This window comes from Flavobacterium johnsoniae (assembly GCF_030388325.1).
Taxonomy (GTDB): Bacteria; Bacteroidota; Bacteroidia; order Flavobacteriales; family Flavobacteriaceae; genus Flavobacterium; species Flavobacterium johnsoniae_C.
In genome coordinates this window covers 3,720,447-3,738,063 of the sequence record NZ_CP103794.1, presented here as the reverse complement: position 1 = coordinate 3,738,063, position 17,617 = coordinate 3,720,447, and the positions used below count along the sequence as shown (strand labels likewise).

Genomic DNA, 17,617 nt, shown 5'->3' with positions numbered 1-17,617 from the left:
TCCGAAAGAAATTAATTTTCACATAGATAAATGCTTATTTGAAGAGGTGCAAAGGTATTTATTTTGTAGTAAAAATCAAAAAACCATTCTTTATGATGGTAAGAATGGTTTTTTGTAATATAATTGAAATTAAATTTTTAAATTTTATCAAATGTTAACTTAGCTTCTTTGGTATCCAGAATTAATTTATCATCAGTAATGGTGCTTTCGCATTCGTAAGGTGTTCCAACTTCGTCTTTGATAACCAGTTTTTTACCTTTTTGAGATAATGCGTAGGTACCATCTGTTATTTCACGAAGAAGATATCCTGTAACATGACCATCTTCTGTGAAAGTGAGCATACCGTTTTTCAAAATTTCATTTTTTGCAGAGTCATTAATAGAAGTTTTAGTCTCGACAGCTGAAACTTTCCACGAATTAATTAATCTGTTTCTTTTACCATGACATGAAACCATTAATACGACAGCAACTGCAATTAGAAGGGTAACCAATTTAGAGTTTTTCATGATTTTGTGATTAAAAGTTAAACAGGAAAAAGTTACAAAAAAAAACGATATTAAATTATTCGTAATCAAATATTTATAAATATTTTTTTTCGCTAAAAAAAGATCGCAATTTAATTCATATCGCAATACTGAAAAACTAAATTTAGAAATTGAATTTCTAATTGAGGGTTAAAGCTCCCAAAATTTCTTCATACATAAACGGACCTCCAGGATAAGTTGCCGTATAGTCAAGATTCATCCAAACCTGACCGCGTTCGTCTATATGGTAATGTATTTTTTTTCTGTAGCTTTCTTTTGTAAAAAGCACATTTTTAATCAAATAGTTCACTTTTTCCAAATCAATCATAGAACCAATTAATATCTCTGGATATATATGTCCTTTGGTATGAATAAGTCGTGGAGTTCCTCCAATTGATCGAACTGCCGCTGCCATTAAAATAGAATGATCATCACAATCGCCAGAAAAATACTCTAGAGATTCGCTGGCGGTTGCGATATAATCACCGTCTTTTGGATCGTTTACATAATTCCATCTGCTGTTTATTTCTTTAAAAACAGCAAAACACTGAATTATGGTACGATAATCTGAATAGCCTCTAATGCCTTTAAAATGCTTTGTGGTTGCCATAACAGCAAAATTTCGCACTTTCGGATTCTGGTATTCTATAGCATTAAGAATTTTTGTTTTATTTGGAAACGGAAGCAGTTTTGCTACGATAATATCCTGCGGATATGGATTATCAGACATTGTATAAATCATAGAATTATAGTCTTCTGAGATTTCGTTAAAACCATAATTTCCGATAACTGTTCCGTAAAATAAAATCAATAAATAGACTGCAATGCACAATATGATAATTGTTCTGAGGTACATCAGAAGAAAAAATATTACAGCAAAGACAAAAATAAAGATAAAAACACGATCTAAATTGAACGCCCATTCTAGGTCGATCAAATTTTGATGCAGTATGATGAAAATCGGAATAGTAATAAAAAGACTCAACAGCATTATAATAATCCTATCCCACGGTGATTTCACCTGGAGTTTGGATTTTAAATACGGTAAGTCAATTTTAGGGAATTTCATCATACGAATCAAAAAAGCAGTATTACAGTGCTTTTACGGTTTCTACAAAAATACTTTTTTTATCAATAATTCCCAGATCAAATAACTGATTTTGAATTTTATTAAAAGACTTTTCGGTTAAATTCTTTTGTGACCATTGTGTCAATTTAAGCCACTCTTTTATATCCTCAGCTTTTTGATTAAAAAGTTTAGATAATTTCTTGTCAATCTCTGGAATCTCTTTAAAATCGGTTGTTGTGCTATTAATGATTTCAAGGATTTTCTCAACTACCTTGCCATTCTTTTTTAGGAATTCTTCACGAACAGCAATTATAAATGATGGCCAAGGAGTAGGGCAGTCGTCAATTCGTCTAAAAACGCCTTTATCAACAAGCGGTTTTGTCATAAAGCGTTCCCACATAAAATAATCTGCTTTGTTGTTAGTTAAAGCATCAACAGCGCCATCAATTGTATTTACAATTTCAAATTCAAGATCGTCTGTTTTCCAGCCTTGCTCATTTGCATTTACATAAGCCATTAATTGAGATCCAGAACCGATTCTAGAAATAGCGACTTTTTTGTTTTTAAGATCTTTTAGGGTTTTAAAATCTGATTTTGCAGCCACGTGAATTCCCCAAATTAATGGCGATTGAACATAAATCTGAACAATCTTACTCGGATTTCCAGCTGAAATATCTTTTAAAATTCCTTCGGTTAAAATTACCGCTAAATCTGTTTCGCCGTCGCGAAGCATTTGACACATTTTCCCAGTTCCTTCGGGAACATTGGTCCATTGTAAATCGATGCCCTCTTCTTCAAATTCGCCGTTTTCGATGCATAAATGCCACGGCAAATTGAAGTGTTCCGGAACACCCGCAATTTTGACAGTTTTCATTTCTTTTAAGTTTAAGTTAAGTTAAGTTGCTTGGTATGCGTATGCGTATTAATTAAGTTTGGTTAGTTTAATTTTTTAATAAATCTGTTCTATGTTTTTCTGAAAGACATGGTTCAGCAAATTCTATAATTTCCTGCGACTCGTATTCGCTTAATAAGCTTCTTACCAATGCATAATCTACATCTTTCCCAATTTCTGCTGCAAAAAAGGTTTCGTTTAATGCTTCCGACAAACAATTAATTGCCTTTAATTGATCTCGGATAACTGTCGCGTCAAAACCTTTTTCCAGAATTGCAATCTGAACAATCGAATTTCCAGAATTTTGAATCGTTTTTTTATGCATAAATTTGGCTTCAGTTTCATCAAATTCTGCGTAAAAAAGATCGTCTGTAGCAATTAAAGGTCCAAAATATATACGAAATTAATTTCCAGCCAGTTTATTCAATGTATAAGCAATTAATTCATCTACAGCTTTATAAGGGTCTTCACTAAAAGTTCCAGATGCACGATTGGCGATAATTGCATTAAGCGATAATGCATTATGACCTAAAAGCGCAGAAAGTCCATAAATTGCAGCCGTCTCCATTTCTAAATTAGTGATTTTTGTGTCATTATGGCTAAAATTATCCATTTTACTATTCAATTCTTCATCTTGAATATTCAAACGCAAAACTCTTCCTTGCGGACCATAAAATCCTCCCGCAGTTGCTGTAATTCCCTTGAAAATTTTATCTGATTCAATTAGTTTTTCTAATTTTTCTGAACATTGCGTTACATAAGGTTTTCCTTTTTTAGAATTCCAATTAGTATGTTTTACAAAAGCGTCTTCGATCTCTGTAATCGAAACATCGTCAATTAGATAGGAACGTAGCATATTATCTAATCCTAAACCAAATTTAGACATTACAAAACTATCAACTGGAATATCTTCCTGCAAAGATCCAGATGTTCCAATTCTAATAATGTTTAAAGAAGTTAGTTTTTCTTTAGGCTCACGCGTTTTTAAATCAATATTTACTAAAGCATCAAGTTCATTTAAAACAATATCAATATTATCAGGCCCAATTCCGGTTGAAATTACAGAGATTCTTTTCCCTTTATAAATTCCGGTTTGGGTTTTAAATTCTCTTTTTTGAGTCGAATGCTCAATTGAATCGAAAAATTGGGTAATTTTTTCTACTCTGTTTTGATCGCCAACAAAAATAATGTCATGCGCAATATGTTCTGGACGAAGGTTTAAATGGTAAACACTTCCGTCTTGATTAAGTATTAATTCTGATGATTGGATCATTTTTTTTAAGTTGCTAAGGTTTTGAGATACTGAGGTTCTGAGTTTTTTTGTTTCAGGTTTTAGGTTTCAGGTTACATTGAAGAACTTGAAACTTTAAACATGAAACTTTAAACAATTTTTACCCTCCCACACGTTTGGTTTTAAATCCTTTTTCTTTTAAGATTGCCATAATTTTATCACGATAATCTCCTTGAATGATAATAGAAGCATCTTTAAAAGTTCCGCCAACGCTCAGTTTGGTTTTTATTTCTTTGGCTAAGACTTTAAAATCTTCGTCAGATCCTTCATAACCTTCAATAATAGTAGTTGGTTTTCCTTTACGTTTTTCAAATTTGCAAATCATTGGCTCTTTCTGAACGTAAAGAACATGTTCTTGTTCTTCAACTTGTTCTGGTTCATTTGATTCAACGTGATCTGGAAACAAATTTTTTAATTGATCTTTAAAGTCCATATTTTTTTCATTCTAAAATAAATAAATTCCAAGTATAAAGATATTTAAAAATTAAATTCCAAACCCCAAGAAAAACTTGGAATTTGGAATTTTTATCCCGTCCCGATGTTTCGGGATCGGGAGAAATTTATTTAAGCTTATTTTTTGATTAAACCTAACTCTACTAAACGTTCGTGCAAGAACTCTCCAGCAGAAATATCTTCGTATTTTTTTGGATTTTCTTCGTCTATACAATTTTCTAGGCAATCTAAACGCATATCGCTTACAGGATGCATAAAGAAAGGAATTGAATAACGAGAAGTTCCCCATAATTCTCTCGGCGGATTTACCACTTGGTGAATTGTAGATTTTAGTTTGTTGTTAGTATGTCTAGACAACATATCTCCAACATTAATTACCAATTCGTCATCTTGAGCGATGGCGTCAATCCAGTCGCCATTATGATTTTGAACTTGTAATCCTCTACCTTGAGCGCCCATCAAAAGCGTAATCAGGTTGATGTCGCCGTGAGCCGCCGCACGAATCGCATTTTCTGGCTCAGAAGTAATTGGCGGGTAATGAATTGGTCTTAAAATTGAGTTTCCTTCTTTTGCATAATTATCAAAATAAAACTCATCGAGACCTAAATGTAAAGCCAAAGCTCTTAAAACATAAACTCCAGTTTTCTCCAATTTTTGATACGCTTCTTTACCAACTGCGTTAAAACGTGGTAATTCTGTAACTTCAACATTATCTGGATATTCTGAAGCCCATCTAGAATTTGCGTCAACGTATTGACCAAAATGCCAGAATTCTTTTAAATCCCCTTCTTTGCGTCCTTTAGCATGTTCTTTTCCAAAAGAAACATAACCTCTTTGACCGCCAATTCCAGGAATTTCATATTTATGCTTAGTTTCTATTGGCAAGGCGAAGAAGTTTCTAATTTCGCCATAAAGTTCGTCTACCAATTGATCATCAAGAAAATGACCTTTTAAGGCTACGAAGCCAATGTTTTCAAATGCACTGCCGATTTCATTTACAAATTTTTGTTTACGTTTCGGGTCGTCCGAAAGGAAATCACGTAAGTCTACACTAGGAATGTTTTGCATACTTTACATTTTTTATTAAAAAAAGAAAGGTGTCATAAGCACCTTTCGCTAACAAAGGTAGAGAATATTTTAGAAAATAATCTCAAGCTCAGCTATTAAAAGTAGGTTTAGGATTAAAAAAATATTTTAGAATTCAATAAAATTGACGCAAATTGTTATATTTGAAACACTAAAAAACAAAAAATTACATGATTTTTTACCGACAAAACCTCACTGACACTCAATTATTAGATTTATACAAAAAGATATTAAAACCGCGATTGATAGAAGAAAAGATGCTCATCTTGATTCGTCAAGGAAAAGTTTCTAAATGGTTTTCGGGAATAGGGCAAGAAGCAATTGCAGTTGGTGTTACCGCTGTTTTGGATCAATCAGAATATATACTTCCAATGCACCGAAATCTTGGTGTTTTTACTACAAGAGAAATTCCGTTGCATCGTTTATTTTCGCAATGGCAAGGAAAAGCTAATGGTTTTACAAAAGGTCGAGATAGAAGTTTCCACTTTGGAACTCAAGAATATAATATTATCGGAATGATTTCGCATTTAGGTCCGCAATTAGGAATTGCTGACGGAATTGCCTTAGCTGATAAACTTCAAAACAATAAAAAAATAACTGCAGTTTTTACAGGAGAAGGTGCAACAAGTGAAGGCGATTTTCATGAAGCTTTGAATATTGCCGCAGTTTGGAAGTTGCCTGTAATGTTTATTATAGAAAATAATGGCTACGGACTTTCGACTCCAACTAATGAACAATATGCCTGCGAAAACCTTGCTGATAAAGGAATTGGTTACGGTATTGAAAGCTGGATTATTGACGGAAATAATATTGTGGAAGTCTACAACAAATTATCTCAGTTAAAAGAAGAAATGAAAGAGAATCCACGTCCGATTTTGTTAGAATTTAAAACTTTCAGAATGCGCGGCCACGAAGAGGCGAGTGGCACTAAATATGTTCCGCAAGAGCTAATGGATCAATGGGAATTAAGAGATCCAGTTTCTAATTACAAAAAATATCTTTTAGAAAACGGAATTCTTACTGAAGAATTAGACGAACAATTTCGTGCTGAAATAAAACAAGAAATTGATGAAAACTGGGCAAAAGCAAACGCAGAACCCGAAATCGAACCAAGCTATAGTGGAGAATTAGATGATGTTTACAAACCATATCAATTTGAAGAAGTTAACCCAGAAGGAGAAACCGAAAACATTCGTTTTATAGATGCCATTCGAAACGGTTTAAACGAATCGATGCAACGTCATAGAAATTTGGTTTTAATGGGACAAGATATTGCAGAATATGGCGGAGCTTTTAAAATTACAGACGGTTTTGTAGAATTCTTTGGAAAAGATCGCGTTAGAAATACACCAATCTGCGAAAGTGCTATTGTTTCCACCGGAATGGGATTGTCTATAAATGGTTATAAAGCAATTGTAGAAATGCAATTTGCCGATTTCGTTTCTACAGGATTTAATCCGATTGTAAATTTACTAGCAAAATCACATTATCGTTGGGGCGAAAACGCTGATGTTGTGGTTCGTATGCCTTGCGGCGGAGGAACACAAGCTGGTCCTTTTCATTCGCAAACTAATGAAGCTTGGTTTACTAAAACTCCAGGTTTAAAGGTAGTTTATCCGGCATTTCCATACGACGCAAAAGGACTTTTAAATACTTCAATAAATGATCCGAATCCGGTTTTATTTTTCGAGCATAAATTATTGTATAGAAGTATTTATCAAGAAATTCCAAAAGAATATTATACTATTCCTTTAGGAAAAGCGGCTTTATTAAAAGAAGGTAAATCGGTGACGATTATTTCGTTTGGCGCGACCGTACATTGGGCTTTAGAAACTTTAGCAAATAATCCAGAAATAGATGCTGATTTAATCGATTTAAGAACATTACAGCCTTTAGATACAGAAACCATTTTTGCTTCAGTTAAGAAAACTGGAAAAGCAATTATTTATCAAGAAGACACTCTTTTTGGCGGAATTGCAAGCGATATTTCGGCTTTAATTATGGAGAATTGTTTTGAATATTTGGATGCTCCAGTAAAACGTGTTGCCAGTTTAGATTCGCCAATTCCGTTTACAAAAGCATTAGAAGATCAGTTTTTACCTAGAAATCGATTTGAAATCGCGCTTAAAGAATTATTGAATTATTAAAAAAGAAACACTTTAAAATTAATTATATGAAAAAAATTTGCCTATCACTTTTTACGGTTTTGCTTTTGGCTTCTTGTGCTAAAAATGCAAAATCTAACAAGGATACAGATTTAGACAAAAAATTTGACACTTATAAAAACAACTTTATTTCCGAATTATGGAAACTTAATCCTAATTGGGCTTCTGGCGTGGGATTTCATAAGTATGATAGCATTTTGACCATTCCAGATGCTAAAGACAGTCAAAATAAATTAGATTTTGCAAATGCACAATTAGATTCTCTAAAATCTTATAACATTGATAATCTTTCAAACAATAATAAGACTGATTATTATATGATAAAAAATCAATTAAACGGAATCATTTTTAATATCAAAGAATTAAAAACAAATGAATGGGATCCGTCAGAATATAATGTTTGCGGTTCTTTTGCTGAAATTTTAAATGGAAATTATGACAGCCTAGAAACTCGTTTAAAAGCTTTTAATGCCAAAATGGATGGAATTCCAGCTTATTATGAAGCGGCTAAAAAGAATGTAAAGAATCCAACTTTAGAACATACAGAACTTGCAATCGCTCAGAATCTTGGCGGTTCTTCAGTTTTTCAAGATGATCTTAAAAATGCTTTAGAAAAAAGCAAATTATCAGATGCAGAAAAGAAACAAATGTTAGAAAAAGCAGCTGTTTCTGTAAAAGCGATTACTGATTATGCAGAATGGCTTAAAAAAATGCCAAACAAAACTCCTCGTTCTTTTAGATTAGGAAAAGATTTGTACGCCAAAAAGTTTGACTTAAATATTCAATCTGGATATACTGCCGACGAAATTTATCAAATCGCAGTAGATCATAAAAAAGATTTGCATGAAAAAATGTTTGTTTTAGCCGATAAACTTTGGACTAAATATAAAGGTAATGCTGTAAAACCAACAGACAAACTGGAATTAATTAAAGAAGTTATTGATGAAATTTCATTAAAACACACTACACCAGAAAAATTCCAATCTGAAATCGAAAAACAGATTCCAGAATTGACGGCTTATGTAAAAGCAAAAGATTTATTATACATTGATCCTTCAAAACCTTTAGTTGTTCGTAAAGAACCTGCATATATGGCTGGAGTTGCTGGCGCTTCTATTTCTGCTCCTGGACCTTATGATAAAAATGCAAACACTTACTATAATGTAGGAAGCATGTCTGGATGGACAAAAGAAAATGCAGAAAGCTATTTGAGAGAATACAACGATTATATTTTACAAATCTTAAATATTCACGAAGCAATTCCGGGACATTATACGCAATTGGTTTACAGTAATCAATCGCCAAGTATTATCAAATCTATCTTCGGAAACGGCGCTATGGTAGAAGGTTGGGCAGTTTACGCTGAGAAAATGATGCTAGAAAGCGGTTACAAAAACTCTGATGAAATGTGGTTAATGTATTATAAATGGAATCTTAGAACTACTTGTAATACTATTTTGGACATTAGTGTTCATACAAAAGAAATGTCAAAAGAAGATGCCATTAAACTTCTAACAAAAGAAGCTTTTCAGCAACAAGCTGAGGCAGACGGAAAATGGAAACGCGCTACTTTATCTCAAGTTCAATTGTGTTCTTATTTTACAGGTTATACTGAAATCTATAATTTAAGAGAAGAATTAAAGAAAAAGGAGGGAGATAAGTTTAACTTGAAAAAGTTTCATGAGAAATTCTTAAGCTTTGGAAGCGCTCCAGTAAAATATATCAAAGAATTGATGCTTTCTGAAGAGTAGATTTTCTTTAGATTTTATAAAAAAAGAAGGTTTGATTTTTAAAGTCAAACCTTCTTTTTTATATCAAAACTTTTAATTTTCGAATCTTTTTAGAACAGTTCTTTCCGAAAAAGAATCTTTCCACATTTCTATTTTATAGAAGTCTTCAGGATTTTCGTTGTACGCAGTTTCTAAATTTTTATAATAAACCCGAACCCTATAATTGGCTTTTTCGATTTTTTCTTCTAAAACAAGAAGAGAAAATGGACAATCATTTATTTGCAAGAAACCTGTATTTATTTCTAAACTTGCTTCTACAACATGATCGAAATCAGTAAAATCTAAAATTGGACTTTTGGAACTTAAAATTTCAAGTTCAGCTTTGACAATTCCTTCACTATTTTCAAGAGAAATACCTAAAATTCCTTTTTCTACAGCAAGTTTATCGTTAAAGGCTTCGTTTGTCCAAAAATCCGGAGAACCTGTATCTCCTTCATCTTTATCATTCAAGTAAAATTGACCGTAACCTGTTGTAAAATCTAAACTAAATTTCATTTTAGAATATTTATTTCAAATCAGACTCCACTTCAAACAACTGCACTTGATTTTTCAATCGGTCAATTAACAAATTCATCATTCGTTTATTTAAGTCAGAAGAATTCTGAATATAAGTATTGTATTCTTCAACCGTAAAAAGCGCCATCACAATTCCTTTTAAAGAGTTTCGAAATTTAATGTCCTTTTGAATCGAATTTTCGATCGTTTGAAGTTTTTTCTCTACAGAATAAGAATAAAAATCGGGTTTGTTTTTATTTACATAATTTATAAAAACTGCGATAAACAAATCATTTTGCAGTTTTAAAATCGGTCTGATGGTCTGGTTTTGAAAGATCTCATCTGGAGAAGATTGAGCACTTACAGTTCCTAAAGTCTCGCCTCTGAATTCTTTTAAAAAAGTGTCTCTATCTTCCATGTTTTTATGTTTTTAGTTTTTCTTAAAGTTAGCGAAATAATCCCATGATAAAAACCTATTTTTGTTTTTTTACAAAAATAAAATATGCGATTATTTCTATTTCTCTGTTTATTAATAGTTTCTTGCAATTCGAAAGAAAATAAAGAAAAATACAATCATAAAATATATCAGGCAGTAAATAATAAAGATACGGCTGTTTTTGATATTCACATTAATAACAAACGTTTCTACGGGCGTTATGAAATTTCTCGTTACGGATACGGTAAAGATTCTGGAGATGTAAGAGGCGACTTAAGAGGAGATACTTTAAGAGGGGATTATTATTTTATTTCCTTTGGAGGAAACTGGAAAAGAGTTCCAATTGCTCTTTTAAAGAAAGATAATAAACTGTTTTTAGGAAAGGGAGTTATTGGAACTTATTTTAATCTTCCTTGTTTTGTTCCAGAAGTTCCAATTGAATACAATAACTCTGAATTTGTTTTTGAAGAAGTGACAAAATAGTTTTTTTGTTTCAAGTTTCAGGTTTTACATAAAATGTGTTGAATTTTTAACGCAAAGAACGCAAGGTTTTTTGATATACGAGATTTTGTAAAAACACAAAGTTTGCAAAGCTTTGGAAAAAACTTTGCGAACCTTGCGTAATTCTTAGCGTTCTTTGCGGTTAAACCTGAAACTTGAAACATAAAAACTAATTCAATGTTGAAGGCAATTCAAAGATTTCCAAATCGAAATATCTTACTGAAGCCATGACGTGATCGAAAATATCAGCCATGATATATTCGTAATTTGCCCAACGTTTGTCACTCGAAAAAACATAAATTTCTAACGGAACTCCGTGCGCTGTAGATTGCAATTGTCTGCACATAATATGCATATTTTTGTTCAATCCAGGATGATCTGTTAAATATTGCATTATATATTTTCTAAACAAACCTAAGTTTGTCATATTTCGACCATTTAGCGAAAGCGTTTTATCAATTCCTCTTAGATCATTGTATTTCTCGATTTCAGCTTGTCTGCTGTCAATATAAGAAGTAATTAACTGAACTTTTCTTAATTGATGCAAATCTTCGTCATTTAGAAAACGAATTGTACTGCTTTTTATTAAAACATGCCTTTTGATACGTCTTCCGTCTGATTTTTGCATTCCGCGCCAGTTCTGAAACGAATCAGAACTTAAAGCATAAGTTGGAATTGTGGTAATCGTATTATCAAAATTTCGAACTTTTACAGTCGTTAAATTGATTTCGATTACATCTCCATCGGCTCCAAATTTGTCCATTGTAATCCAGTCGCCAATTCGAACCATATCGTTTATGGCAACCTGAACACTCGAAACAAACCCTAGAATCGTATCTCTGAAAATCAAAATAATAATTGCAGAAAGTGTTCCTAAAATAGTTAATAATTCGCCTTTTTTGATTCCGAACAGAGTAGATATAATCATTGCAACTCCAAAAATCCAAAGCACGATCATAATAACCTGAACGAAGCTATCGATTGGTTTGTCGCTGTATTCTGGTTTTTGTTTTAAATAATCGCGTAACGAATTAAAAACGGTTCTAACAATCCATAATCCAAGCAATACAATGTAAATGCCGACAATTTTTCCGAAAATTGATTCCCAATATTCGTATTTATCTAAAATTACAGGAACGGCTTTATAAATAAAGAAAAACGGAATTAAATACGCTGTGTATCTAGTTGTTTTGTTTTGAATTAAATAATCGTCAAATTTTGTTTTGGTGCGCTGTGCAAAAACAGCAGTCAAAGTCACCAAAATAAATTTGGCAACATAATAAATAATGTAAGCTAATGCTATTAAAATAGCGATATTAAAGATTAAACTGGTATAAGACGCCACGTTGCGACTCATTCCCCAATCTCTAAAAATGGGATATAAAAAGTTAAATATTTTCTCCAAAAGCTTAAGCATTTGCTTTAGTTTCTAAATATTTTTTCTCGATATAAAAAGTTCCAAACGGAATAAGAGAAGCTACTAGAATAATTGCAAAAGTTTTGAAATCCCAATTCATTGATTTTTTCAATAAAAAAGCTAAAATAATATATCCGATAAACAACACACCGTGTGTCATTCCAAGCGGACGTAATAAAGTATGGTAAAGTTCAGGATTGTTGTTTTTGATAATCAACATATTAGCAAATAATACTAAATAGGAGATTCCTTCTAAAATGGCAGTAACTTTGAAAATCTTGAGCATGTATATATTTTTTAAGTTTTATAGAGGCAAAATTAAGGATTATCGTTGGTTTTTCGGATATTTATCAGGAAAGTAATTTACTTTTGTAATCTTAAGTTTTGATAATGAGTAAAAGAGATTTAAAAAAATATTTAGGCGAATTGACAAAGGAACAATTAGAAGAACAATTGATTGAATTGTATGAGAAATTTGCTCCAGTAAAGACCTATTATGACTTTGTTTTTAATCCGAAAGAAGATAAATTATTGCAAGAAGCTAAAGTCAAAATTTCTCACGAATATTTTCCGATAAAAAAACCTGGAGCAAAATGGCGTCCTAAAGCCAAAATGCGAAGATCGGTTGCTCAAAAATTAATCAAACATTTTATGACGCTTGGTGTAGATTCTTATGTCGTGGCAGATATTATGCTTTATAATATTGAAATTGCGCAAACGTTTTCTTCTCAAAATTTCATCAAGAAAGAATTGTTTTACAAAAGCATCTATAATTCTTTCGAACAAGCTGTTAATTTTATCATCTCAAATGGAATTTTTAATGATTTTAAATTAAGAATTAATGGCATTTTTGAAGAAACTTCTCAGCAAAAATGGAAAAATAAGTACGATTTTGAGGCAATTTTAGACAAAATCGACTACTAAAACCATTTCCCATAAAAAATCTTTCTTTTAAAAAAACATTTATTTTAGGTTAAAATAAGATGAATAACTGTTTTTTCGGTGTATTTTTGCAAAAATCCAAAAATAAACAATGTCTCAAAACACTTTAGAAATACAAAGAGAAGAGAAGAAAGAACTTTATGCATACCAAAAAGGCGATATTGACGCTATTTTTGACCGTTTAGACAATGCTCCTCCAAAACATCATTTACTGTATCAACTTCCGACCGGCGGAGGAAAAACAGTAATATTTTCTGAAATCGTTCGTCGTTATCTATCTAATAACGACAAAAAAGTTGTGGTCTTAACGCACCGTATCGAACTTTGTAAACAAACGTCAAAAATGTTAACTGGTTTTGGTGTGACCAATAAAATAATCAACAGTAAAGTTAAAGAACTGCCAGATCAGAATGATTTTTCTTGTTTTGTGGCAATGGTGGAGACTTTAAAAAACCGTATTAATGATGAAAAACTTCATTTGGATAATATCGGTTTGGTGATTATTGATGAGGCGCATTATAATTCTTTCAGAAAGTTATTAAACTCTTTCAAAAATGCTTTTATTCTTGGAGTTACTGCAACGCCATTGAGTTCGAACATTAAATTGCCAATGCACCAAAGCTATAACGAACTTATTGTTGGAGACACTATTGGTTCTTTAATTGACAAAGGATTTTTGGCAAGAGCTACAACATATAGTTATGATGTTGGTTTGACTTCTTTAAAAGTGGGTATTAACGGTGATTATACCGTAAAATCATCAGATGATTTGTATACTAATACGTTGATGCAAGAAAAGCTTTTGCACGCTTATACAGAAAGATCTTTGGGTAAAAAAACATTGATTTTCAATAATGGTATTCATACTTCTTTATATGTTTATGAAACTTTTAGAGAAGCAGGTTACGATATTAGACACTTAGATAACACAAGTAGTTCAGAAGAACGTAAGGATATTTTGCAATGGTTTAAAAAGACTCCAGATGCTATTTTGACATCTGTTGGAATTTTGACAACTGGTTTTGACGAACCAACGGTAGAAACTATCATTTTGAACAGAGCAACAAAATCGTTGACCTTATATTTTCAAATGATTGGTCGTGGTTCTCGTAAATTACCTGGAAAAGATGAATTTACAGTTATTGATTTAGGAAACAATGCCGCTCGTTTTGGCTTATGGAGCGATCCTGTAAACTGGCAACATATTTTTAAATCTCCGGAGTTTTATTTGGAAAATCTTCGTGACGACCATGAAATAGAAATGTTTTTCAAATACAGCATGCCTGCAGAATTAAGAGCAAAATTCAGTAAAACTGCCGATGTTAGTTTTGATGTTGATGAAGAACATAAATTAATTATAAAACAAAACCTTCGTTCTAAAGTAGTTCTTGACAAATCTTTAGAACAGCATTCTGCCATGTGTGTAGATAATACCGAAACACTTCAAGAGGCAAAAATGTTGGCTAAAGAGTTGGATGATGATATTGAAGACCGTATCAAACGATATTCGAAATGTCTAAGCCAATGCAGTAAAAACTATCGCGAATGGCTGGTTGACGATTACAAACAAAGATTGACGTTATTAATCGGTAAAAAATATCGTGAGAAAATCATGAACGAACCAGATTGATAATAATTAAGTTTTAATTGTTTCAGGTTTCATGTTTCAAGTTATTGGAATCTAAAACATTATTTATAATACAAAAGGAGAAATAGCATTTCAAAAGAAATGTAATTTCTCCTTTCAACTTATTGAGTTTCTATGTAACTTGAAACATGAAACTTTAAACAAAAAAAACTAAAAAAATGTCTAAACAATTTTCAACATTAGGACTTTCAGCGCCAATTCTAAAAGCTTTAGGCGAATTAAACATCGTTGAACCAACTGAAATTCAACAAAAAACAATTCCGCTTTTATCATCTGAAACTCATGATATTGTAGGTTTAGCAAAAACGGGAACTGGTAAAACAGCAGCTTTTGGTTTACCATTACTACAACTAATCAAACCTGAATCTACTGCAGTTCAAGCTGTTATTCTTGTGCCTACAAGAGAATTAGGACAGCAGATTGTTAGAAATTTAGAGAGTTTTGCAAAATATATCCCTAGTATATCAATTGCTTCAATTTGTGGAGGAACTCCAATAAAACCGCAAATCGAAAGATTGAAAGAAGGTGCTCAGATTGTTGTAGCAACTCCAGGACGTTTGATCGATTTAATTCAGAGAAAAGCAATCGACTTAAAAACTACCGAATATTTAGTTTTAGATGAAGCAGACGAAATGATTGCTATTCTAAAAGAAGGTTTAGACGAAATTGTTGCAGAGCTTCCTAAGAAACGTCGTACCTTATTATTTTCTGCAACACTTCCGGGCGCTATAAAACAATTGGTGCAGAATTATTTGAATAAAAATGTAGTTCAAATAAGTGCTAACATGGAAACGGTTGGAAACGAAGGAATTGATCACGAATATATCGTTGTTGATCCAATCGAAAAATTAGAAGTTTTAATGCATTTCTTAAATTCGAGAGATGGTGAAAGAGGAATTATTTTCTGTAAAACTAAAGCTGCGGTAAATAAATTGGCTAAAAATCTGGCTATTAATAAATTTTCTTCTGGAGCGCTTCACGGAAGTTTAACGCAAGGAATTCGTGATAGAATAATGGAACAATTTCGCGAAGGACATATCAATATTTTAGTAGCAACCGATTTGGCTGCTAGAGGAATTGACGTAAAAGAGATTTCATACGTAATCAATTATCACTTGCCTGATACTTATGAAAACTATGTTCACCGAAGCGGAAGAACGGCAAGGGCAGGAGCAAAGGGACTTTCTTTGACTGTTTTACAACAAGAAGAGGTTTTTGAAATTGCCGATTTTGAAAGAGAATTGGGAATCAAATTTTCTGAGTTTAAAAAACCAACTGCAGCAAGTCTCGAAGAAAATAATATGCTTTTATGGGCGAAACAAATCTTCAAAACAAAACCCAATCATGATCTTTCGGCTGAATTGAAAACGAAAGTAAAAACGGTTTTTCATCATTTAACTAAAGAAGAACTAATCGAGAAATTAATGGCAAGTTATGTCCTACAGAACAAAATCGATATAGTTGAAAAAACAGTTAAAAAATTCAAAAAGTAAATAATATGACTTTTGTCATTGTATATTAAAGTTGTACTTTTATAAGGAATTATTCTATAATCCTATTAATTACAACATATATGAAAATAGTCATTATTGGAGGTGGATTTGCGGGAATTAATCTAGCAAAAGAGCTCGTAAATCAGCCTCAAATACAAGTAACACTTGTAGACAAAAATAATTATAACTTTTTCCCACCACTTATATATCAAGTTGCTACGGCATTTTTAGAACCTTCGAGCATTAGTTATCCTTTCAGAAAATTTTTTGCTGGTAAAAAGAATCTTAGCTTTCGTTTAGGAGAATTAATTTCTGTTTCTCCTGCCGAAAAGAAAATAACTTTAAGCAACGGAGATTTAGAGTACGATTATCTTGTTTTTGCAACTGGAGCAGAAACGAGTTATTTTGGTATGGAAAACGTAATGAAAAACGCAATTCCGATGAAAACCTTAAATGATGCCATCGTAATGCGTAATACACTGCTTAAAAACCTCGAAAAAGCTGCAATATGCAAAGACATGCGCAAAAGACGTAAATTACTTACGATTGTTGTGGCAGGAGGAGGGCCGACAGGAGTGGAGGTTTCTGGTATGTTTGCCGAAATGCGTAAAAATATCCTTTTAAAAGAATACCCAGAATTAGACACTTCTGCAAGTAACGTTTATTTAGTTGATGGTGGTGATGCTTTATTAGCACCAATGAGCAAAGAATCTCAAAAAGATACTTTAGAGGCTCTAACAAAATTGGGAGTTGTAGTAAAATTGAATACTAAAGTTGTTGATTACGTTGATGATACTGTAGTATTTGAAAACGGAGAAACCATCAAAACTAAAAACTTAATATGGGCCGCAGGAGTTTCTGCTAAAATTTTTGAAGGAATTCCGAAAGAAAGCTACGGGCGCGGAAGACGTATGGCAACAGATGAATTCAATAAAGTTAATGGTGTAGACAATATTTATGCAATTGGCGATACTGCAATTACAGCTGGTGACAAAAATTTTCCTGACGGACATCCGCAAGTTGCGCAGGTTGCAATTCAACAAGGATTAAATCTGGCGAAAAACTTTAAAGCAATGGTTGGCAATAAACCTCTCAAACCATTTGCTTACAACGATAAAGGCTCTATGGCAATTATAGGAAAAGCAAAAGCTGTTGTAGATTTACCAAGTCCAAAATGGCACTTTAAAGGTTTCTTTGCTTGGATTATTTGGTTGTTTATTCACTTAATTTCTTTAATAACATATAGAAATAGATTAAACACTTTTTGGAACTGGATGGTTGCTTATTTTGCAAAAGATCAATCTCTTAGAATGATTATTAGACCAGATAAAAAACTTCAGAATTAAAAATTCAAAAATACTTTATAAAAAGAAAAGCCGAAATCAATGATTTCGGCTTTTTATTTATTATGATAA

18 protein-coding genes are annotated in these 17,617 nt (G+C 32.2%); 7 read left to right on the top strand and 11 right to left on the bottom strand.

What is annotated here, in order from left to right; genetic code table 11:
• Positions 1–137: 137 nt before the first annotated feature.
• The 7 genes from NYQ10_RS16370 to NYQ10_RS16340 all read right to left on the bottom strand — a co-directional run bounded on the left by NYQ10_RS16370 (position 138) and on the right by NYQ10_RS16340 (position 5,297).
• Positions 138–506: a hypothetical protein gene (locus tag NYQ10_RS16370; RefSeq protein ID WP_276173572.1), complete on the bottom strand. Its 369-nt coding sequence runs from the start codon at positions 504–506 to the stop codon at positions 138–140.
• A gap of 157 nt (positions 507–663) precedes the next feature.
• Entirely contained in the window at positions 664–1,596 is a 933-nt protein-coding gene (locus tag NYQ10_RS16365; protein ID WP_289877298.1) for a transglutaminase, read from the bottom strand.
• Positions 1,597–1,615: 19 nt separating this feature from the next.
• Positions 1,616–2,467: a substrate-binding domain-containing protein gene (locus NYQ10_RS16360; RefSeq protein ID WP_276173574.1), complete on the bottom strand. Its 852-nt coding sequence runs from the start codon at positions 2,465–2,467 to the stop codon at positions 1,616–1,618.
• A gap of 67 nt (positions 2,468–2,534) precedes the next feature.
• Positions 2,535–2,864, bottom strand: a complete 330-nt coding sequence (locus NYQ10_RS16355) for a DUF4265 domain-containing protein (RefSeq protein WP_289881046.1) — start codon at positions 2,862–2,864, stop codon at positions 2,535–2,537.
• Positions 2,865–2,888: 24 nt separating this feature from the next.
• Complete coding sequence (locus NYQ10_RS16350) at positions 2,889–3,758, bottom strand: nucleoside phosphorylase (RefSeq protein WP_289877297.1); 870 nt, start codon at positions 3,756–3,758, stop codon at positions 2,889–2,891.
• Between the two features lie 118 nt (positions 3,759–3,876).
• Positions 3,877–4,209, bottom strand: a complete 333-nt coding sequence (locus tag NYQ10_RS16345) for a translation initiation factor (RefSeq protein WP_276173577.1) — start codon at positions 4,207–4,209, stop codon at positions 3,877–3,879.
• Positions 4,210–4,346: 137 nt separating this feature from the next.
• The gene (locus NYQ10_RS16340; RefSeq protein WP_289877296.1) at positions 4,347–5,297 is read right to left on the bottom strand and encodes an isopenicillin N synthase family dioxygenase; all 951 of its coding nucleotides are present in this window, start codon (positions 5,295–5,297) and stop codon (positions 4,347–4,349) included.
• Between the two features lie 188 nt (positions 5,298–5,485).
• Here NYQ10_RS16340 and NYQ10_RS16335 point away from each other — a divergent pair, with 188 nt between their 5' ends.
• Complete coding sequence (locus tag NYQ10_RS16335) at positions 5,486–7,462, top strand: alpha-ketoacid dehydrogenase subunit alpha/beta (protein WP_289877295.1); 1,977 nt, start codon at positions 5,486–5,488, stop codon at positions 7,460–7,462.
• Between the two features lie 26 nt (positions 7,463–7,488).
• Entirely contained in the window at positions 7,489–9,231 is a 1,743-nt protein-coding gene (locus NYQ10_RS16330) for a DUF885 domain-containing protein (protein WP_289877294.1), read from the top strand.
• A 72-nt stretch (positions 9,232–9,303) separates the two neighbouring features.
• Here the strand turns inward: NYQ10_RS16330 and NYQ10_RS16325 are convergent, their stop codons facing one another.
• Complete coding sequence (locus NYQ10_RS16325) at positions 9,304–9,765, bottom strand: hypothetical protein (RefSeq protein WP_289877293.1); 462 nt, start codon at positions 9,763–9,765, stop codon at positions 9,304–9,306.
• Between the two features lie 10 nt (positions 9,766–9,775).
• A complete protein-coding gene (locus tag NYQ10_RS16320) occupies positions 9,776–10,183 on the bottom strand; it encodes a glyoxalase (RefSeq protein ID WP_289877292.1) in 408 nt (135 codons plus the stop codon).
• 84 nt (positions 10,184–10,267) lie between these two features.
• Between NYQ10_RS16320 and NYQ10_RS16315 the strand changes: the two genes are divergently transcribed.
• Positions 10,268–10,684: a hypothetical protein gene (locus NYQ10_RS16315; RefSeq protein ID WP_289877291.1), complete on the top strand. Its 417-nt coding sequence runs from the start codon at positions 10,268–10,270 to the stop codon at positions 10,682–10,684.
• A gap of 187 nt (positions 10,685–10,871) precedes the next feature.
• On the opposite strand, the gene NYQ10_RS16310 is transcribed toward NYQ10_RS16315, so the two are convergent.
• The gene (locus NYQ10_RS16310; RefSeq protein WP_289877290.1) at positions 10,872–12,119 is read right to left on the bottom strand and encodes a mechanosensitive ion channel family protein; all 1,248 of its coding nucleotides are present in this window, start codon (positions 12,117–12,119) and stop codon (positions 10,872–10,874) included.
• Entirely contained in the window at positions 12,112–12,405 is a 294-nt protein-coding gene (locus NYQ10_RS16305; RefSeq protein ID WP_276173585.1) for a DUF3817 domain-containing protein, read from the bottom strand. Before NYQ10_RS16305 ends, NYQ10_RS16310 begins: the two co-directional genes overlap by 8 nt.
• Before the next feature lie 104 nt (positions 12,406–12,509).
• Between NYQ10_RS16305 and NYQ10_RS16300 the strand changes: the two genes are divergently transcribed.
• The 4 genes from NYQ10_RS16300 to NYQ10_RS16285 all read left to right on the top strand — a co-directional run bounded on the left by NYQ10_RS16300 (position 12,510) and on the right by NYQ10_RS16285 (position 17,548).
• Positions 12,510–13,043 carry a DUF6155 family protein gene (locus tag NYQ10_RS16300; protein ID WP_289877289.1) on the top strand — a complete coding sequence of 178 codons (534 nt, stop codon included), beginning with the start codon at positions 12,510–12,512 and terminating at the stop codon, positions 13,041–13,043.
• A 109-nt stretch (positions 13,044–13,152) separates the two neighbouring features.
• Complete coding sequence (locus tag NYQ10_RS16295) at positions 13,153–14,691, top strand: DEAD/DEAH box helicase (protein ID WP_289877288.1); 1,539 nt, start codon at positions 13,153–13,155, stop codon at positions 14,689–14,691.
• A gap of 176 nt (positions 14,692–14,867) precedes the next feature.
• On the top strand, positions 14,868–16,202 hold the full coding sequence (locus NYQ10_RS16290) for a DEAD/DEAH box helicase (protein ID WP_289877287.1): 1,335 nt from the start codon (positions 14,868–14,870) through the stop codon (positions 16,200–16,202).
• 80 nt (positions 16,203–16,282) lie between these two features.
• Positions 16,283–17,548 (top strand): NAD(P)/FAD-dependent oxidoreductase, encoded by a 1,266-nt coding sequence (locus tag NYQ10_RS16285; RefSeq protein ID WP_289877286.1) that lies wholly within the window; start codon positions 16,283–16,285, stop codon positions 17,546–17,548.
• The last annotated feature ends 69 nt before the right edge of the window (positions 17,549–17,617 follow it).

Bases quoted from the DNA above. Each gene is read 5' to 3' on its own strand.
- NYQ10_RS16370 (WP_276173572.1), bottom strand. From the start codon at position 506: ATGAAAAACTCTAAATTGGTTACCCTTCTAATTGCAGTTGCTGTCGTA.
- NYQ10_RS16365 (WP_289877298.1), bottom strand. From the start codon at position 1,596: ATGATGAAATTCCCTAAAATTGACTTACCGTATTTAAAATCCAAACTC.
- NYQ10_RS16360 (WP_276173574.1), bottom strand. From the start codon at position 2,467: ATGAAAACTGTCAAAATTGCGGGTGTTCCGGAACACTTCAATTTGCCG.
- NYQ10_RS16350 (WP_289877297.1), bottom strand. From the start codon at position 3,758: ATGATCCAATCATCAGAATTAATACTTAATCAAGACGGAAGTGTTTAC.
- NYQ10_RS16345 (WP_276173577.1), bottom strand. From the start codon at position 4,209: ATGGACTTTAAAGATCAATTAAAAAATTTGTTTCCAGATCACGTTGAA.
- NYQ10_RS16340 (WP_289877296.1), bottom strand. From the start codon at position 5,297: ATGCAAAACATTCCTAGTGTAGACTTACGTGATTTCCTTTCGGACGAC.
- NYQ10_RS16335 (WP_289877295.1), top strand. From the start codon at position 5,486: ATGATTTTTTACCGACAAAACCTCACTGACACTCAATTATTAGATTTA.
- NYQ10_RS16330 (WP_289877294.1), top strand. From the start codon at position 7,489: ATGAAAAAAATTTGCCTATCACTTTTTACGGTTTTGCTTTTGGCTTCT.
- NYQ10_RS16325 (WP_289877293.1), bottom strand. From the start codon at position 9,765: ATGAAATTTAGTTTAGATTTTACAACAGGTTACGGTCAATTTTACTTG.
- NYQ10_RS16320 (WP_289877292.1), bottom strand. From the start codon at position 10,183: ATGGAAGATAGAGACACTTTTTTAAAAGAATTCAGAGGCGAGACTTTA.
- NYQ10_RS16315 (WP_289877291.1), top strand. From the start codon at position 10,268: ATGCGATTATTTCTATTTCTCTGTTTATTAATAGTTTCTTGCAATTCG.
- NYQ10_RS16310 (WP_289877290.1), bottom strand. From the start codon at position 12,119: ATGCTTAAGCTTTTGGAGAAAATATTTAACTTTTTATATCCCATTTTT.
- NYQ10_RS16305 (WP_276173585.1), bottom strand. From the start codon at position 12,405: ATGCTCAAGATTTTCAAAGTTACTGCCATTTTAGAAGGAATCTCCTAT.
- NYQ10_RS16300 (WP_289877289.1), top strand. From the start codon at position 12,510: ATGAGTAAAAGAGATTTAAAAAAATATTTAGGCGAATTGACAAAGGAA.
- NYQ10_RS16295 (WP_289877288.1), top strand. From the start codon at position 13,153: ATGTCTCAAAACACTTTAGAAATACAAAGAGAAGAGAAGAAAGAACTT.
- NYQ10_RS16290 (WP_289877287.1), top strand. From the start codon at position 14,868: ATGTCTAAACAATTTTCAACATTAGGACTTTCAGCGCCAATTCTAAAA.
- NYQ10_RS16285 (WP_289877286.1), top strand. From the start codon at position 16,283: ATGAAAATAGTCATTATTGGAGGTGGATTTGCGGGAATTAATCTAGCA.